Here is a 16,715-nt window from a genome sequence, read left to right as displayed (position 1 = left end):
CCGTGGAAGTGGACGAATTCGGCTTAAACAACCTGGCGCATATCGAGCCTGCAGCTGATTTTATCCACCTTCGCGAGGTGTTGGTCGTGGAAGTGCCGGAGTAGGAGGGACATATGCAACTCAGTAAGTTGACGTTGATTCTGATGTTCTTTTTTCTCATCGAGGGTACCTGGCTAAATTGGATGATTCCGGTGGAATGGCAATCCTCCATCGTCGTATCTCCCCACCTGGTCATGGTCCTCGTCTGCTACATCGGCATTTTCCTGGGCCGACGCACGGGATTGGTGTTTGGGTTAGGCTTCGGACTTCTTCACGACATCGTATACTACGGCCCGATGATCGGCACTTTTTGTATGGCAATGGGAGTCGTCGGCTACTTGGCGGGGATGTTCCGGTTCAAGCCTCAGGGCAATATTTTGACCAGTTTGTTTGTCGTCGCAGTCAGTGAATTTACGTTCGAGTGGCTCATTTATGGAATTTATAGAGTATTGGCGGTTACCCGCCTTACACCTGAGCGGGTTTTTTTGCAACAGATCCTTCCCAGCATTTTTATTAATCTGCTGTTTGCTCTCCTGATCTACATCCCGGTGCGCAACCTGCTGGAACGGGTTAAAGCCCAAAGGGTGAGAACAGAATGAAAGCGAGGATGTGCGGGCGCTTGTAGCGGTGCTCGCTAAAGTCCGGAAGGGAGTCTAAAGCCGTTGAGTAAGCCTAATGTCACCATTAAAGGAGTCAAAGACGGACTTGTCTTCATTTTGAATGATTCCTGCCGCTATACCGATATGGTGCAGGAATTGCAGCAGAAAATGAATCAAAGCCATGATAAGTTTTTTTCCGGACCGGCCATCAACGTACAGGTAAAGCTGGGAAGCCGGATCATCAACGATGCAGATCGGGAAGAAATCAGCGAGATCATTGGGAAACGAGATAATCTCCATATCCAATCTATCGAGACGAACCCTCCGGAAGGCGAAGAAGTTCCGATCGAAGGCGTAGAGGAAGTGAAGATTATTCGCGCCATGATCCGGTCGGGACAAACCGTGACCCATCCGGGCAGTGTGCTGCTTCTTGGTGATGTCAACCCAGGCGGCACGATTCAAGCCCATGGGGACATCTACGTCATGGGATCCTTGCGAGGACTGGCTCATGCAGGATTTGAGGGCAACGAGCAGGCGATTATTACGGCGTCCTATATGCAGCCGACTCAGCTGCGGATAGCCGGCATCATCAGCCGTCCGCCAGATGAATGGGGCATCGAGGAGGCGCATATGGAATTCGCCTATGTACGTGATGGCGCCATGGAAATCGACAAGATGAATCAGTTGTTCCGCATCCGTCCGAAAGGGCAAAATATGCTGTAATAGATGGGGAGTGAGCCTATGGGAGAGGCGATCGTCATTACGTCTGGCAAGGGAGGCGTCGGCAAAACGACGACTTCAGCCAACTTGGGTACTGCGCTTGCGTTGCAAGGCAAGAAGGTGTGCATGGTGGATACGGATATCGGCCTGCGCAATCTGGATGTCATCATGGGGCTGGAAAACCGCATCGTCTATAATTTGGTCGATGTCGTGGAAGGCAACGCACGGCTTGAGCAAGCTTTGATCAAGGACAAACGATTCGAGGAACTGTACTTGCTGCCCGCCGCCCAGACGAAGGACAAACATGCCGTTTCTCCGGAAGGCGTGCGTAAAGTCGTTTTGGAATTGAAAAAGCAATTCGAGTACGTCATTATCGATTGTCCGGCCGGTATCGAGCAGGGCTTTAAAAACGCAGTAGCCGGTGCGGATAAGGCTATCGTTGTCACTACTCCGGAAAATGCCGCCGTTCGCGACGCCGACCGGATTATCGGTCTGTTGGAAAGTGAAAACATCAGCGAACCGAAGCTGATTATCAACCGTATCCGCCACAGCATGGTTCAAAAGGGCGAAATGTTGGATATCGATGAAATCTGTCAAGTTTTATCCATCGATTTGCTGGGCATCGTACCGGACGACGAGCACGTCATCAAAGCGGCCAATAGCGGTCAGCCGACGGTGATGGATCCTTCGTCCCAGGCAGCCATCGCTTACCGGAATATCGCACGGCGCATATTGGGCGATACGGTTCCGCTTCTTTCCCTCCAAGGGAAACCGGGGATGCTGAAGAAGATGAAGAAATTTTTTGGAATGGGTTAGGCAGGCGGTACTATGTTATTCATTCAAAAAATAAAAAAGACGGACTGGTCCATAGTAGCGGTTTTGCTGGTCTTCATGGTGTTCGGCACAATGGTGCTGATTAGCGCCACGATGGACACCCTTTATGCTGATAAGGGGTTTCCCTCGAAAAATATTATGTTTTTCTGCATGGGTTTCGTGGCCATGTTCTTTATCGCTTTCATCAATTACCGCTATTACCTGAAATATGCCTATGTTTTGTACGGTCTCGGGATCGTTCTCCTCATCGGCCTGTTTTCTCCTTTGGGCGTCGAGAGGGGGGGCGCCAAAGGCTGGTATGATCTAAAGTTCACGGACTTTCAGCCAGCGGAATTAATGAAGATCATCGTCATTATCACCCTGGCGGCTTTTTTGGCAAAACGAAACGGTGAGAAGCTGCAGATGAAAAAGGACGTCATCCCCATGGGACTCATCGTCTTTTTTCCCTTTTTATTGATCGTCGCGCAGCCTGATATGGGCAACGCCATTATTTTGATGGTTATTCTGCTTGGCATCTATTGGATCGGAAACATCAAGCTGACCCATGTGCTGATCGGCACCGCTATCGTAGCCGGATTCGCCGCCTTGTTTCTTTTCTTCTACCATAACCACCATGATGAAATGAAGAAGATGACGGAATCCATCGGAGCGGCCCACTGGATGGTAAGGCTGGATTCGTTCCTCGATCCGGCAAACGCGGATAAAGATAAAAGTCGCCAGGTGGACCAAGCGAAGATGGCTATCGGGTCGGGAAGTCTGACGGGAGAAGGCTACAAGAAGGGCTATGCTACCCATAACAACCTGATCTACGTCGCCTATTCGGATACGATTTTCGTGGTGGTGGGAGAGGAGTTTGGCTTCCTTGGCAGCGCGGGGCTGCTGATGGCATACTTCTTCCTCATCTACCGAATGATCATCATCGCGCAGGAAAGCGAGGACCGCAACGGCGGGTACATGATCATCGGCATCGTATCGCTGTATGTGTTTCAAATTTTCCAAAACATCGGCATGCTCATCGACATTATGCCACTCACCGGTATCACCCTGCCGTTTATCAGTTATGGAGGCACCTCGCTTCTGATCAATATGATGGCTATCGGTCTTGTCATGAGCGTACGCATCCACGGAAACAAGCCGCTGGAAGAATGATGGACGATCATCAAGCTGAACGAAAGCACCCATTGCGGGTGCTTTTTTTGTTGCCATAAACCTTGTCCGCCGGTCATATGCTCTAGTAAACAAGCCTGTGATCGGGGGAATCGAGCGTGGAGACGAAGAAAAATGTCCGCCGCAGGCGGGAAGAACGTATCCGTGAGCTGCGGGGGCATGGGCCGTCATCGGACAGAGAACGGTTCGCAAGCTCCGCCTATGAGCGAGACGAGGCGGACTATGGCAGATGGGATCCCACCAGTGGCAATGGGGGGCCGATTTATCCGGATGATCAGGTGTTGATAGAACCGGAAAGGCTCGGGGCAAGCCAGACAGGCTCTGTGCATGTTGCCGAGGAACGGGACCCGGAAGAGGTATGGAAAATGAAAGAGAAGGAGCTGTTCGCCCGTCGTCCGTCAGGCGATTCTTTATACGGGGGCAGCCGCATAGTCATACCGGAGAATGAGGAATCATCCGGTTATCTCATAGGCGCTGTGCGTCGGTTTCGGATTCAGCTTGTTCTCAGTGCGATGCTTTTGGCTGCTCTTTGGGGATTGTTCCATTATCCCGTTTCCGGGTCTGAACCTGTTAAGCAGGTTTTCCGCAATATGCTGGATAAAGAGTGGGACTTCGCTGCCGTATCGGTGTGGTATGAGAACCGGTTCGGGGATTTGCCATCCTTTCTGCCTGCTTTTCATACCGATAACAGCGCGAATACCCGTCAGGTTGGCGGGAAGCAGAAAAGCTTTACGCGTCCCCTGGCCGGGGTAGTAGTAACGCCGTTCTCCAACGGTCATCCATGGATGGAGATAAGCGCCGTTCCTGGGAGCCCTGTAGCGGCGATGGATACGGGAATCGTCCGTTTTGCCGGGTATCGCACGGATACGGGCTATACCGTTGTGCTCCGGCACAGCAGCGGGTACGAGACGACCTATGGTTATCTCACTCCCGGTGATATGGAAAAAGGAAATTGGGTAGAAGCCGGCGGAATTATCGGAAGCGCGGGGACCAACCCTACGAACGGCAAGGGTGCACTTTATTTTGCGCTGACCAAGGACAAGAATGTGATGGACCCGGCGGAAGTGGTGCGGTTTGATTAAGGTATTCGGCACGGCCTATCGCTTCCATCCCTTGTTCATCCTGTTGATGTTGGTATCCATCGCAGCCGGTTATTTTATCGAGCTGCTGACTCTTTTCGCCATCGTACTGATCCATGAGCTTGGCCATGTGGCGGCGGCCCGCAGCTTTGGCTGGCGTGTGAAGGAAGTGCAGCTGTTGCCCTTCGGCGGGGTAGCTGTGACGGAAGAGAGTAATGGGATGCCCGCGAAGGAAGAGATACTTATCGCACTGGCCGGACCGCTGCAAAATGCAGTGATGATCGCCATCGGACTGATTATGAAGGTCGCTATCGGGCAAAATGCCGAATGGTGGGATTATTTTATCAAAGCCAATCTCTTGGTTGGCGGGTTCAACCTGCTGCCGGTTCTTCCACTAGACGGAGGCCGGGTAACCCTTGCTCTGCTTAGTTATTCCATCAGCTTTCATAAGGCGCTGCTCGTCGGCACCCGGATCAGTTTTGCCCTAAGCCTTCTCCTTGCGGTTGCGGCTGTCATTCCCCTCTATTCAACGGGAATCCATCTCAACTTACTGGCGGTGGCATTATTTCTTGCCGCCTCCAATTGGTTCAGCATGAAGCATGTGAGCTTTCAATTTCTGCGCTTTTTGGCAGGACGAGAGCGGCGGGCGGCACTGTTTCTGCTGAAGGGGGGCGCGGCTCAGCCGCTCTTGGTGACGGGTAGGAGGACGATGGGTGATATTGCGCAAATGTTCATGCGGGAAAAATATCATCTGATCTACATATGCGGAGAGCAGGGTAGTATCCGCCGAGTCGTGACCGAACAAAGCTTCTTGCGCTTGTTCTTTGCCGGAGAGCAATCGAATCGTGCCATATCCGACGTGTTCATGATAAAATAAACGGTACAGGTTTAGCGGAGGTTATCATGAATCAAATCGTTGTGGAATGCAAGAACGGCTGGAGCCGGGTCGCTATACTGGAAAACGGCCGGTTGGCCGAATTTTATATGGAAGGGCCGGAAGAACACGAGCGGGCGGGCAACGTCTACAAAGGACGGGTGGTGAATGTTCTGAAGGGCATGCAGGCGGCATTCATCGACATCGGTATGGGTAAAAATGCGTTTCTTTACCGGGATGATCTGCTTCCTCTTTATCTCTATGCCCATGCAGAAGACAAGCCCTGCATTTCTACCCTGTTGCACGTTGGGCAAACCTTGCTGGTGCAGATCAAGAAGGAGTCCATTGGAGCGAAAGGTGCCCGGGTCACCACTCATTTTGCCATCCCCGGTAGATGGCTGGTCTACATGCCCGAAGCCGGATATACCGCCGTCTCCCGTAAAATCTCCGCAGCCGAGGACCGCGCGCGGTTGAAGGCGCTGGGGGACGAGCTGCGGGACCCCCGGGACGGCATTATTCTCCGTACGGCAGCGGAAGGAGCGGGAGAAGAAGCGCTGCGCCGGGATTGGGAGCTGCTCCGCGATCTCTGGCGTTCCGCTCTAAGTTACGCGGATGAAGTGGATGCGCCTAGTCTCGTCTACCGCGATCTCGATCTCATCCCCCGGCTTGTGCGGGATTTATTTACCGAACGGGTCGACGAGATGATTATCGATGACGCGGAGCTGGCGGCGGAGCTGGTTCGCCTTTTATCCGGGATGAGTCCAGAGTTGGCAGTTCGCATACGCGTTCACACGGACAACGTCCCTCTGTTCCAGGCCTATTCCGTTTTAAGTCAACTGGAAACCGCCTACAAACGTAAAGTCTTTTTCCCGAGCGGGGGGTATCTCGTAATCGATCAAGCCGAGGCCATGACGGTGATTGATGTGAATACAGGCCGCTATACAGGCGGGGATGACCTGGAAATGACAGTGTTTGAGACCAATCTGGAAGCAGCCGAGGAGATCGCCCACTTGTTGCGGCTTCGAGATATCGGCGGCATTATCGTCATCGATTTCATCGACATGCGCATGGAGGAGCATCGCCACGAAGTGCAGAAACGATTGGGAGAAGCGATTCAAGGCGACCGCTCCCGCGCTTTTTTGGTCGGATGGACGAAGTTGGGGCTGTTTGAAATGACCCGGAAGAAAAAGCGCAAGGCGCTGGAGGTTCGTCTCTACGAGACCTGCTCATCTTGCGGCGGCAGCGGGAAAACCCACTCCCGGTTCTCAATATAATAAGTCTTATTCCACTATTGTAAACGCCGCTTGTCCTGAAAGGACTGCGTTAACCGTTTATCCTTTAGGAAATGCATTGCATTCGCCCCCGGGCTGTGATACTATAGTTCAGTGTGTTGTCAAACATGCCCCAACCGCACGAAGCGGGTTGAAGCGCGTGAAGCCGTTAGCGTTTTACGCCACCTGGCACAGGCGAGTCTTAGACATGAGGAGGTGCAACGAATGTACGCAATCATTGAAACCGGCGGAAAGCAATACAAGGTTCAAGAAGGCGATGTCGTCTTTATCGAAAAGCTGACTGCAGCTGAAGGCGAAACGGTTACTTTTGACCGTGTGCTGGCTGTTTCCGGTGATAACGGACTGACCATCGGCGCTCCGGTAGTAGCCGGCGCAACCGTGTCCGCGAAAGTGGAAAAACACGGCAAGGACAAGAAAATCATCGTTTTCAAATACAAAGCGAAGAAGAACTACCGTCGCAAGCAAGGCCACCGTCAGCCTTACACCAAAGTTGTGATCGAAAAGATCCAAGGGTAATCAGGCATGATTCGTGTTCGCATTGAACGGAGCAAAGCGGACCGCAATATCCTCTCGTTTCAGGTAAAAGGACATGCGAGCTACGCAGACCCTGGCGAAGATATTGTCTGTGCCGGCGTATCCGCCGTAACGGTCGGAACGGTGAATGCCGTCGAGAAGTTAACGGGAGTGGTGCCGGTTAGCAGAATGAAGGACGGGTTCCTGAGTGCCCGCATCCCGCAGGATGGGGACGAAGGAAAGCGTGCGGAGGTTCAGCTGCTGCTTGAGTCTATGGTGGTTATGCTGATATCAATCGAAGAGACCTACGGTGCATATATTCAAGTGCAAGACAAATGACCGAAGAAGGAGGTAGACTCAAATGTTGAAACTTAACCTTCAGTTGTTCGCATCCAAAAAAGGGGTAGGTTCCACGAAGAACGGTCGTGACAGCATTGCCAAACGCCTTGGCGTGAAGCGTGCAGACGGCCAAGTGGTAACCGCGGGCAGCATCCTGGTGCGCCAACGCGGCACCAAGATTCACCCGGGCAACAACGTTGGCATCGGTTCGGATGACACACTGTTCGCTATGGTAGAAGGCGTTGTGAAATTCGAACGCTGGGGACGCGACCGTAAGAAAGTGAGCGTCTACCCGGCAGTTGCAGCTCCGGTTGCAGCTTCCATCGAACGTTAATAACCCGACAGAACTAAAGCCTCGGCCCGGCGCCGGGGCTTTTTCTCTCATGAAGAAGAATGGGAAAGATTGCTGGCCAAGGCGGAAGGAAGAGATAGGATGAAACGGTGGAAGCTCTGGGGTTCCGTTTCATGGGGACTTGTCTTGTTGATTCTTGGACTCTCGGTCATGATCGGGTGGTCTGCACTCGTCGTTCGGATAATCGCCCTTTTTCCTGTTGCATGCGGTGCAACCCTTATCTGGCACGGGTTGAAACGACGTCATGAGGATTTGGAAAAGGCGCGCATGATTCGCATGCTGTCTGTCTATCGGCATGACTGGATGAACGACATTCAAGTGCTGCTCGGGTATGCGAAGCTGCAGAAATATGATAAGCTTCTGGATTTCATGGATAAAATAAATGCGAAAGCCTATCAGGAGAGCTGTGTCGCCAAGCTGGGCGACCCGGATCTCATCGCCTTCTATTACCGTTTCCGCATGGAGGAGCACTCATTCAATTTGGAATTTGAATTTGACCAGGAAATTCATCTTTCGAAGCTTCCCCTTCATGGAAACCGGGTTACCCGCCTCATCCGGGAAACCGTGACGAGTTTCAACGTTTGTTCCATCTCTTCTTCAGGCGGCGAAGCCAACCAATTAAGTTTGGCCTTTGAGGAGGAACAGGATGCGCTTCTCCTCGATTTCGTCTATGAAGGAGAATATCACCCCGGTATCCGTGAAAAGTTGGAGGCTCTGATCGCGGCTTATTCCGCCGAACAGGTTACCCTTGAGCTGGAAGCAGCGGATGCAGGGATCAGCGCAAACCTTCGTGTGCCGTTTTTCAAACAAGGAGCAGATTCAGCATAGGAATACCCATCGGCAGCGTGAAAAACGGTGCAGCAGATGAAAGTGGAGGTGGCATCATGTTTATCGATAAGGCAAAAATATTCGTAAAAGGCGGCGACGGCGGCGACGGAATCGTCGCATTCCGCCGTGAAAAATACGTTCCTGAAGGCGGACCGGCAGGCGGCGACGGCGGCCATGGCGGCAACGTTATCTTCCGCGTCGATGAAGGCTTGCGGACTTTGATGGATTTTCGCTATCAGCGCCATTTCAAGGCGGACCGGGGCGTAAAAGGCCGTAATAAAAGCATGCACGGAGCCAATGCGGATCATATGATCGTCCGCGTTCCTCCGGGTACGGTCGTGATCGATGACGATACTCAGGAAGTACTGGCCGACTTGACCCGTCACGGCCAGGAGATTGTCGTAGCCAAAGGCGGACGCGGCGGGCGGGGCAATACCCGCTTCGTAACGGTGGCCAATACGGCACCGGAAATCGCCGAGAGGGGCGAGGAAGGTCAGGAACGCTGGATCGTTCTGGAGCTGAAGGTAATGGCGGATGTCGGCCTGGTGGGCTTTCCTAGCGTCGGCAAATCGACGCTGCTTTCCGTGGTGTCCGCTGCCCAGCCGAAAATCGCCGCTTATCCGTTCACGACCCTGACGCCTAACTTAGGCGTCGTCGACGTGGGCGATGGCCGCAGCTTCGTTATGGCCGACTTGCCGGGGCTGATCGAGGGCGCTCATGCCGGCGTCGGCTTAGGCCATGAGTTTTTGCGCCACGTGGAGCGGACGAGGGTGATCATCCATGTCATCGACATGGCAAGTACCGAAGGCCGAGTTCCTTTTGATGATTGGCAGAAAATCAACGAAGAGCTGAAGCTGTATAACGCCAAGCTGGAAGATCGTCCGCAAATAGTTGCTGCCAATAAAATGGACATTCCCGAAGCGGAGGACAACCTTGAGGATTTCCGCAGCAAGTTGGCTGAAATCGGCCGCGAGGACATCTTGATTTATCCGATTTCCGCTGCATCCCGCAAAGGCGTCCAAGAACTTCTATACAAAGCCGTCGATATTCTCGATTCCATCCCGGAAGAGGTTGTCGTCGAGGATGTGGAGGCTCAAGAGGAGCGGAAGGTATATCGTTATGCGGATCCGGATGACATCGACGACGTGACAATCCGACGAGAGAATGATTTGTTCATCGTCGAAAGCCCCAGCCTGGAGAAAATGGTCAAACGCATGCAGCTTAACTCTCAGGATGCTTTGCTGCGCTTTGGCCGTATCGTCCGTAAACGCGGCATCGAGCGGATGCTGCGGGAGCGGGGAGCGGAAGACGGGCATCTGGTGCGCATAGGCGATTTTGAGTTTGAATTTGTGGAACACGAATAAGGTACGAAAAAGATGTGTCGCAAAATAAAAGCAGTTCACGGAACAAAAGCCGTGAACTGCTTTTTCATTTTTGCTCTAGAGCACATGCGGGTCGATCAGCGGAATCCAATGGATCGCCGGAGTGCCGGGGGCCGCGATATCGGTCCAACCGGCTGTTCCCATCCAGAGATGAGGCGCCGGTCCGAACTCAAAATAATGGGCCAACAACGCGCGATATACGAATGGAATGCTCCGCTCCTCATGGAGCACCTCTTCCTGGGGAATCCAGTGCAGCTCCCCTTCTTCCGTTAAGCCGACATCCCGCCTGAGGGTTTCTCCAACATAGAAAAACTGCTGGCGGATTTCATCGTCTTTGCGGCGGACGAGAATGTATTGCATGCGCAAACCCGTCAGATCCTGTTCCGTCAACCCGGTTTCTTCTTGGATTTCTCTTAAAATCGCCTTGAGGGGCGTGTTCATCTCCTCCGGCTCTATATGCCCCCCGACCGCCGCCCAAAAGTTGGGATGGAGAGATCGGGTGGGGGCGCGCTTCATCATCAAGAGATCGCCGCCGTTAAAAAGCATGGCGGTTGCCATCAACCGTAAGTTCAGCGTCATGGATGTCATTCCTTTCGCAAAAACCGTTTCCTCTATCATAAAGACGGAGAATTGCGGAAGCAACCGGCCGCCCCACCTTCTCCTGCGGAAAACTTAAACTTTTCTTAAGCTTCCGTTTCTCTTTTCTTAAAAAAGCACCTGTAAACTGGAGGCGAAGATGCGTTTCCACGGAAGGTCGCGATGTTCCGGAAGGACGCAAGGAGAAGCGAGGGCCAGGTTTCATGAAAAAAATGATTTTGATCATCGTCATTTGTTTATTGGCGGTGCTGCTGTACAAGAAAGAGATCGCGCCGGCGGTTAGCAGTTTTGAGCAGTCGAACGGTCTGGTGCTGGATGCGAAAGCAGCGGTGCTGTTGGATCCGGAGTCCGGAGAGTTTTATTTTGCAAAACACGCCGATGCTCCTTATGCGCCCGCCAGCATGTCGAAAATGATGACGGAGCTCCTGGTGTTGGACGCCATTGGCGCAGGGAAGATTCACTGGAACGAGACGGTTCACGTAAGCGCCTATGCAGCCAGTGTTCCCGGAGCTCAAGCGGATCTCCAGCAAGGAGAAAAACTAACGGTCGAGGAGCTTATGAACGCCACCGCCATCTATTCAGCTAATGATGCCGCCGTCGCATTAGCCGAGCTGGTGGGCGGGACGGAAAAGGATTTCGTTCGCCAAATGAATAAGAAAGCCAAAGAGATCGGCCTATCCAGCAAAACGAAATTCGCCAATGCCACAGGCTTACCCGCTGCGGATTTGCGGGGACTGGAGGGTGCGGCAACCGCGGGAGATACCCGGATGACAGCCCGGGATTCGGCTCGGCTCGCCGCTTATCTCATCAAGCGGTACCCGCTCATTTTGGACATTACCCGCAAGGAGGAGGTTAAGCTGCCGGGCAAGCCCGCGCTGCCCAGCACGAACCAGATGCTGCCGGGAGGGGCTTTCGCCTATCCTGGAAATGACGGGCTAAAGACCGGCTATACCGACGACGCCGGCTATTGCTTCACCGGAACGGCGGAGCAGAACGGACGGCGGCTCATCGCTGTCGTCATGGGAACGCCGACGGCCGACGCTCGTTTCACAGAGACGGAGAAGCTGTTTGCCTATGGGTTTGGGATGGATGACGGCTCGAAGAAATGAAGCAAAAAAAACCTGCCAAACGGCAGGTTTTTTGTTTTGCTTTGTTTTCTTAGGTATCTGTCAGAATCATCCATGATTCGAAGTATACCGACAATAATGCACTATCATATGCCAAAATATTAAAATATTTTACATTTGTTCACAAATAAATACAAAATTCAAAAGGTCATTTGAAAAAAATGGAGAAATAGATAAATATATTTTAGTTTATTTAAATTGCCAAAAAACCTAATAATCACCATCTAGAGCTTTTGAATCTATAAAAGGCAAACCCAGACGAAAGTTGGGGACGCAAAGCCACGGGTCTAAAGTATCAGTTTATACCGAACTGATGCCAAGATAGCCGGGCTGCTGGCTTCAAGGGCTTTTTTTGTTAAAAAAAAGCTTTAACGAATGGGTGGCGCGTCCGTTCCGACAAAGCAGCCTATGATGCATAGGCCGAAATACACAAGAATGGAAGTGATATTAATATCGAGCTAATAAGACGTTTTGTAATTACCTGAAAGAGAAGGAGGAAATGAAGGATGAAAAGAACTATCATGCCGTTACTCGCAAAAATTATTTGTTTTGTTATGTTTTTGTCCTGGCTGCTGCCTTTGGCGGCGCCGCCTGTCTTTGCGGATTCTCCCATCCATAATCTCACCATATCATTTCAGTCCCCGGATGTTCCTTTGGAGGATCACGCTTTACCCGATTACGGCGAAGTTTATGGGGAGCGCAATGGCTATACATATGGTTGGAATTTTGATCATACGGACAATTGGGTTTCCGAAACAGGCAGCTCTGTTGCGGAAATGGATACTCCGGTTACGGAAACGGATACTCCGGTTACGGAAACAGATAATTCTGTTGCGGAATTGGATAGCTCAGTTTCCAAAAGCGTTTATGGAGCCGTTGGCGATACCGCGATCCAGGTACAATCAAACGGAACGTGGGAATTGGAACTACCTAACGGCACCTACAAGGTGTCTGTCAGCGTAGGCAGCGCTGTATACGGGAGCGACAATACCCTGTTCGCGGAAGATACTTTGTTGTGGGATCACCATGTTCTATCAGCCGGAGAAGAGGACACGATTCAAAAAACGGTTAGCGTAAAAGACGGGAAGCTGACACTGCGGGGAACCGAAGCATCCGATCAAACCTATATTCGGCAAGTGACGGTTGATCCGGTCTTGCCCGTTACAAGCACGATGGAGCTTCCCTATATCGGTCTGCCTGCGGTGCAGAATAAGGTCCCTGGAAATAAAATCATTCTCTCGGGAACTCAAAGCAACGTCCATAATGCTTTGCCCAGCATCAAAGTAGATGGGCTGCAAAATACCATAGGCGATTATTTAAATGCTCAGCTTCAATCGCTGGATCAGCTGCTGCGTCTTGCCGACGCGCAGGCCGTTTCCAGTACGGGAAGCGATGCCCTAAGCTTGCAAGCATCCGTTCAAGCCAGTACGCAGCCGGTCGTTTATCTGAAGACCGGATATTTGAATCTGGATTCTCCACTTACCTTAGGAACTCCGGAAAAACCGGTCTTCCTGATCGCTGATGGTATGAATGTTAATCGCAACCTTGCTGTTACGATTTACGGTGCTTTGATAGTTAAGGGCGATCTCAACGGAAATAGCGGCTTGTCCCTTTCAGTCCTTTCTCCCAATTCCACTTCTATGATCAGCGGGGGCAACCTTTGGGTGCAAGGAGCCGTACACCTCAACAATGAATCTACTGTGCGGGCAGATGGGGATTTTGCGGCAGGGGATTTGATCTACAATAACGGCACCCTCACCGTCGGCGCCAAACGCCTCATAGTCAAGAATAGCATGCATATCAATACCAATGTTCAGATGGACATCGAACAAGAAATGTTGGTAGGCTCGCTGATTTCTAACAACAATACGGCAATTATCACCGTGCAAAAGGGAGATTTATTCGTGCGGGATGAGTTGCATGTTAACAGTCATTTGGATTTTGAAGTCGGAGGCGTCTTGGCGGTCGGGGGCAATATGAATGCCAATACATTGCCGATTGTTCATACCGGAACGGGAACCAATGGTTATACGAAGTTGAAATACACTTCTTACGGATTAAAAGCCGAGTATTACTCAGAATCCAATTTGAACGGCGAGCGGATAACTTCTCTAGATCCGCAAGTTGATTTGAATCTGCAGTCGTCTATCACTTCTCCCGGGTTGGACGACGGTAGCTTTTCCGTCAGATGGACCGGCTTTCTCACGGCTCGTTATTCCGAGACTTACCGTTTTACGACTGATGTTAAGGGCGGGGTCAGGCTGTGGGTCAACGGCGTTTTACTTATCGACCAATGGTCCGCAGGGAACGGAGATCATCGCTACACAGGCGAATTGGATCTCGAAGCCGGGATTCCATACGAGATCCAAATGGAATATGCCGACTTTGGCGGGCAACCCAAAGCTGCTCTTTATTGGGAAAGTGATTCCGAAGGGAATGCGCTCATTCCGCAAAACCAATTGAAGCCTTTTGCGGCACCGGTTGTAAGCACCAGCCCGTCCTCATCTGATATGACTCTCATCTGGTCGCCGGTTTTTAACGCAGACGGCTATGAAGTAGAGGCGGATGGAGGCATCTATTCCCTGGCTAATGTCAATGCCTTCGTACATGGGCCGTTGGATTCGGGTACGGAACACGGATATCGGATTCGCGCCAACGGCGGAGACATCAAAGGGGATTGGTCAGGGCTAACGGATATATGGACTTTACCGGGTATTCCCCAAAACATTCGCATCCAGTCCGGCAGCAGCTCAGTGGAGCTTGTTTGGGACGAAGTGACAGGCGCGACCGGTTATGACATTGAAACAAACAATACCGTCATCGATAACGGCAACATAACCAGCTATACGGAGAAGAATCTGAATCCGAACATGCAGCGCACCTTCCGCATCCGCGCCAAAAACTCCAGCGGCCCAGGCGCCTGGAGTTCGGTCGTTGCAAAGTCGACTCTGCCGGGGACGGCAGGTTCCTTGCGCGCCGTTCCGGATGACACCTCCATCAGCTTGACTTGGGATGCCGTTTCCGGAGCGGAGAGCTACGATTTGGAAGTTGACGGTACGGTCGTCACCGGCATTGCGGGAACCCAATATATGCACGGCGGATTGGCCTCTAATACGACCCATACCTATCGGATCAAGTCGGTCAATCGGGAAGGAGCAAGCGAATGGAGCGGGAGCGTGACGGCGACGACGCTGCCTTCCATCCCATTAAATCTGCGTGCAACAGCAGGCAGCTCGAATATTTCCGTTGCCTGGGACGAGGTGGCGGGTGCAACCGGTTATGACATCGAGGTCGACGGGGCGGTATTGGATAACGGATCGGGCACTACCTACCTTCATTCCGGTTTGTCGACTAATGCGGAGCACACCTATCGCGTCAGGGCGAAGAACGGTCCGAACATTGGGAAATGGAGCGCCTCCATTACCAGGACAACGCTGTCCGATGTCCCCACCAATTTGCGCGCCGCTGTAACAAGCAAAGAAATTTCACTGACGTGGGACCCGGTGATCGGCGCTACAGGCTACGAGGTGGAAGCGGACGGAAAGCTGACGGATGTCGGTCTTAACACAACCTTTGTTCATAAGAATCTGCTCCCATTTACCGATCATCGCTACCGCGTAAGGGCACATAGCCGTGCTGGTACCGGTGAGTGGAGCTCGTACCTCTCGGCTTCTACCGGTTTGGATAAACCTCAACTGGCAGTGGCAGCCATTACGCAGACTTCGATTTCACTCACCTGGTCCAGCGTTTCTGGCGCGACGAGATATGAGCTCATGATCGACGGAGAAACCATCGACGCAGGAACGGGCACTTCATATTTGCACGCCGGCTTACTTCCTTACTCCTGGCATGCGTATCGGGTTCGGGCTGTCAGCGACGGGCAAACCGGAGAATGGAGCGAAGCTTTGACCCAATCGACGGCGCTGGCTACTCCGGTGATTACCGGGATCAAGGCGACATCCAGACAGATCGCCATTGAATGGGACGAAGTCGTCGGGGCGACCGGTTACGAGGTAGAAGCGGATAATGCCGTGATTGATGCGGGGAGCAGTTCCATTTTCGTTCACAACGGATTGTTGCCGAATACCATTCACACCTACCGCGTGCGGGCGAAGAACGCCAGTGTAACCAGCGAATGGAGCCAGTGGAGTACGAGCCGGACGCTTACAACAACACCCGATACGCCTGGAAATTTGCGGGCTACGGCCACCACTAATTCCATTTCCCTGCAATGGAACAGCGTGAAGGACGCTGATAACTACGACCTTGAGATAGACGGGAAAGTGGTATCCGCCATAACCCGGACTGAGTATCTATATGCCAATTTGGATGCGAATACGATGCATACATTCCGAGTAAGGGCGTCGAATCATAGCGGGAAAAGCGATTGGTCGGAGATGATCAAAGAGCGAACGACTCCCGAGATGACCGTCAACGTGGGACAGGATACAATCTTCAACTTTGTAGTCGTCGCATCCAAGCAGGAGGGTCTATCGGAACGGCTCATCACCGTCACCTATGATCCGGACGAACTGGAAGTGCTTGACTTGTGCGCCGCTACGCCGGATCGGGAACTGAAACCCGGGAAGATTGAGGGGACGAATCTTACGGTTGTGGAGCATGCGAACGGGAAAATTGTATTCTCCGTGACGAACGCGACCAAAACAACCGTTAACATTATTCGATTCTTAGCCAAATCCAACGAAGATTCCAAAATCACGTATACCGTCGATTGATTCGTTGCGCAATAACAATGGGGAGGACGTCGATGAGAAGCAAATGGATTCGAATATGGGCACTATTATTGATCGTTATACTCGCCTTTCCTTCCGGCTTGGGGACGGTTTTCGCCCAGACCGAAAGAAAAGCCGATATCGTTTTTGTCATCGATACGACGGGTTCGATGGGCGGGGTGATCAGCAACGTCAAGAACAATGTCACTCAGTTTGTCGCTGAGACCGCCAAGGCACACA

16 protein-coding genes, 1 riboswitch and 1 other annotated feature are annotated in these 16,715 nt (G+C 52.1%); of the genes, 15 read left to right on the top strand and 1 reads right to left on the bottom strand.

The genetic code is table 11. The annotated features are described in order from the left end of the window. Positions 1-113: 113 nt before the first annotated feature. The 12 genes from mreD to obgE all read left to right on the top strand — a co-directional run bounded on the left by mreD (position 114) and on the right by obgE (position 10,000). Positions 114-638 carry a rod shape-determining protein MreD gene (mreD, locus tag TJ79_RS09825; protein ID WP_040950130.1) on the top strand — a complete coding sequence of 175 codons (525 nt, stop codon included), beginning with the start codon at positions 114-116 and terminating at the stop codon, positions 636-638. 63 nt (positions 639-701) lie between these two features. After that, positions 702-1,361, top strand: coding sequence for a septum site-determining protein MinC (minC, locus tag TJ79_RS09820; RefSeq protein WP_040950129.1), 660 nt, complete (start codon positions 702-704; stop codon positions 1,359-1,361). A gap of 18 nt (positions 1,362-1,379) precedes the next feature. Next, complete coding sequence (gene minD / locus TJ79_RS09815; RefSeq protein WP_040950128.1) at positions 1,380-2,174, top strand: septum site-determining protein MinD; 795 nt, start codon at positions 1,380-1,382, stop codon at positions 2,172-2,174. Between the two features lie 12 nt (positions 2,175-2,186). Continuing rightward, positions 2,187-3,341 carry an FtsW/RodA/SpoVE family cell cycle protein gene (locus TJ79_RS09810; RefSeq protein ID WP_040950127.1) on the top strand — a complete coding sequence of 385 codons (1,155 nt, stop codon included), beginning with the start codon at positions 2,187-2,189 and terminating at the stop codon, positions 3,339-3,341. Positions 3,342-3,457: 116 nt separating this feature from the next. Then, a complete protein-coding gene (locus tag TJ79_RS09805; protein ID WP_040950126.1) occupies positions 3,458-4,441 on the top strand; it encodes a peptidoglycan DD-metalloendopeptidase family protein in 984 nt (327 codons plus the stop codon). After that, on the top strand, positions 4,434-5,315 hold the full coding sequence (locus tag TJ79_RS09800; protein WP_040950125.1) for a M50 family metallopeptidase: 882 nt from the start codon (positions 4,434-4,436) through the stop codon (positions 5,313-5,315). The genes TJ79_RS09805 and TJ79_RS09800 overlap by 8 nt, the downstream gene beginning before the upstream one ends. Before the next feature lie 26 nt (positions 5,316-5,341). After that, positions 5,342-6,586, top strand: coding sequence for an Rne/Rng family ribonuclease (locus TJ79_RS09795; protein WP_040950124.1), 1,245 nt, complete (start codon positions 5,342-5,344; stop codon positions 6,584-6,586). 122 nt (positions 6,587-6,708) lie between these two features. After that, positions 6,709-6,796, top strand: a sequence feature (ribosomal protein L21 leader region). 12 nt (positions 6,797-6,808) lie between these two features. Continuing rightward, positions 6,809-7,120, top strand: a complete 312-nt coding sequence (gene rplU, locus TJ79_RS09790; protein ID WP_040950123.1) for a 50S ribosomal protein L21 — start codon at positions 6,809-6,811, stop codon at positions 7,118-7,120. A gap of 6 nt (positions 7,121-7,126) precedes the next feature. After that, positions 7,127-7,456, top strand: a complete 330-nt coding sequence (locus tag TJ79_RS09785; RefSeq protein ID WP_040950122.1) for a ribosomal-processing cysteine protease Prp — start codon at positions 7,127-7,129, stop codon at positions 7,454-7,456. A 22-nt stretch (positions 7,457-7,478) separates the two neighbouring features. Next, positions 7,479-7,790, top strand: coding sequence for a 50S ribosomal protein L27 (gene rpmA / locus TJ79_RS09780; protein ID WP_040950121.1), 312 nt, complete (start codon positions 7,479-7,481; stop codon positions 7,788-7,790). 99 nt (positions 7,791-7,889) lie between these two features. Further along, entirely contained in the window at positions 7,890-8,636 is a 747-nt protein-coding gene (locus tag TJ79_RS25865; RefSeq protein ID WP_052339443.1) for a Spo0B domain-containing protein, read from the top strand. A 56-nt stretch (positions 8,637-8,692) separates the two neighbouring features. Then, complete coding sequence (obgE, locus tag TJ79_RS09770) at positions 8,693-10,000, top strand: GTPase ObgE (protein ID WP_040950120.1); 1,308 nt, start codon at positions 8,693-8,695, stop codon at positions 9,998-10,000. Between the two features lie 75 nt (positions 10,001-10,075). Here obgE and TJ79_RS09765 read toward each other — a convergent pair whose 3' ends face one another. Then, entirely contained in the window at positions 10,076-10,636 is a 561-nt protein-coding gene (locus tag TJ79_RS09765) for an NUDIX domain-containing protein (protein ID WP_238322922.1), read from the bottom strand. A 182-nt stretch (positions 10,637-10,818) separates the two neighbouring features. Between TJ79_RS09765 and TJ79_RS09760 the strand changes: the two genes are divergently transcribed. The 3 genes from TJ79_RS09760 to TJ79_RS09750 all read left to right on the top strand — a co-directional run. Further along, entirely contained in the window at positions 10,819-11,724 is a 906-nt protein-coding gene (locus TJ79_RS09760) for a D-alanyl-D-alanine carboxypeptidase family protein (RefSeq protein ID WP_081756813.1), read from the top strand. Positions 11,725-11,979: 255 nt separating this feature from the next. Continuing rightward, positions 11,980-12,080, top strand: a riboswitch (cyclic di-GMP riboswitch). Between the two features lie 168 nt (positions 12,081-12,248). Further along, a complete protein-coding gene (locus TJ79_RS25860; protein ID WP_052339442.1) occupies positions 12,249-16,478 on the top strand; it encodes a fibronectin type III domain-containing protein in 4,230 nt (1,409 codons plus the stop codon). Between the two features lie 32 nt (positions 16,479-16,510). Then, on the top strand, positions 16,511-16,715 hold a 205-nt coding region (locus TJ79_RS09750), incomplete at its 3' end, for a vWA domain-containing protein (RefSeq protein WP_040950119.1).

Source organism: Gorillibacterium massiliense (assembly GCF_000455485.1).
Taxonomy (GTDB): domain Bacteria; phylum Bacillota; class Bacilli; order Paenibacillales; family NBRC-103111; genus Gorillibacterium; species Gorillibacterium massiliense.
This window is presented reverse-complemented; position numbering and strand designations above follow the sequence as displayed.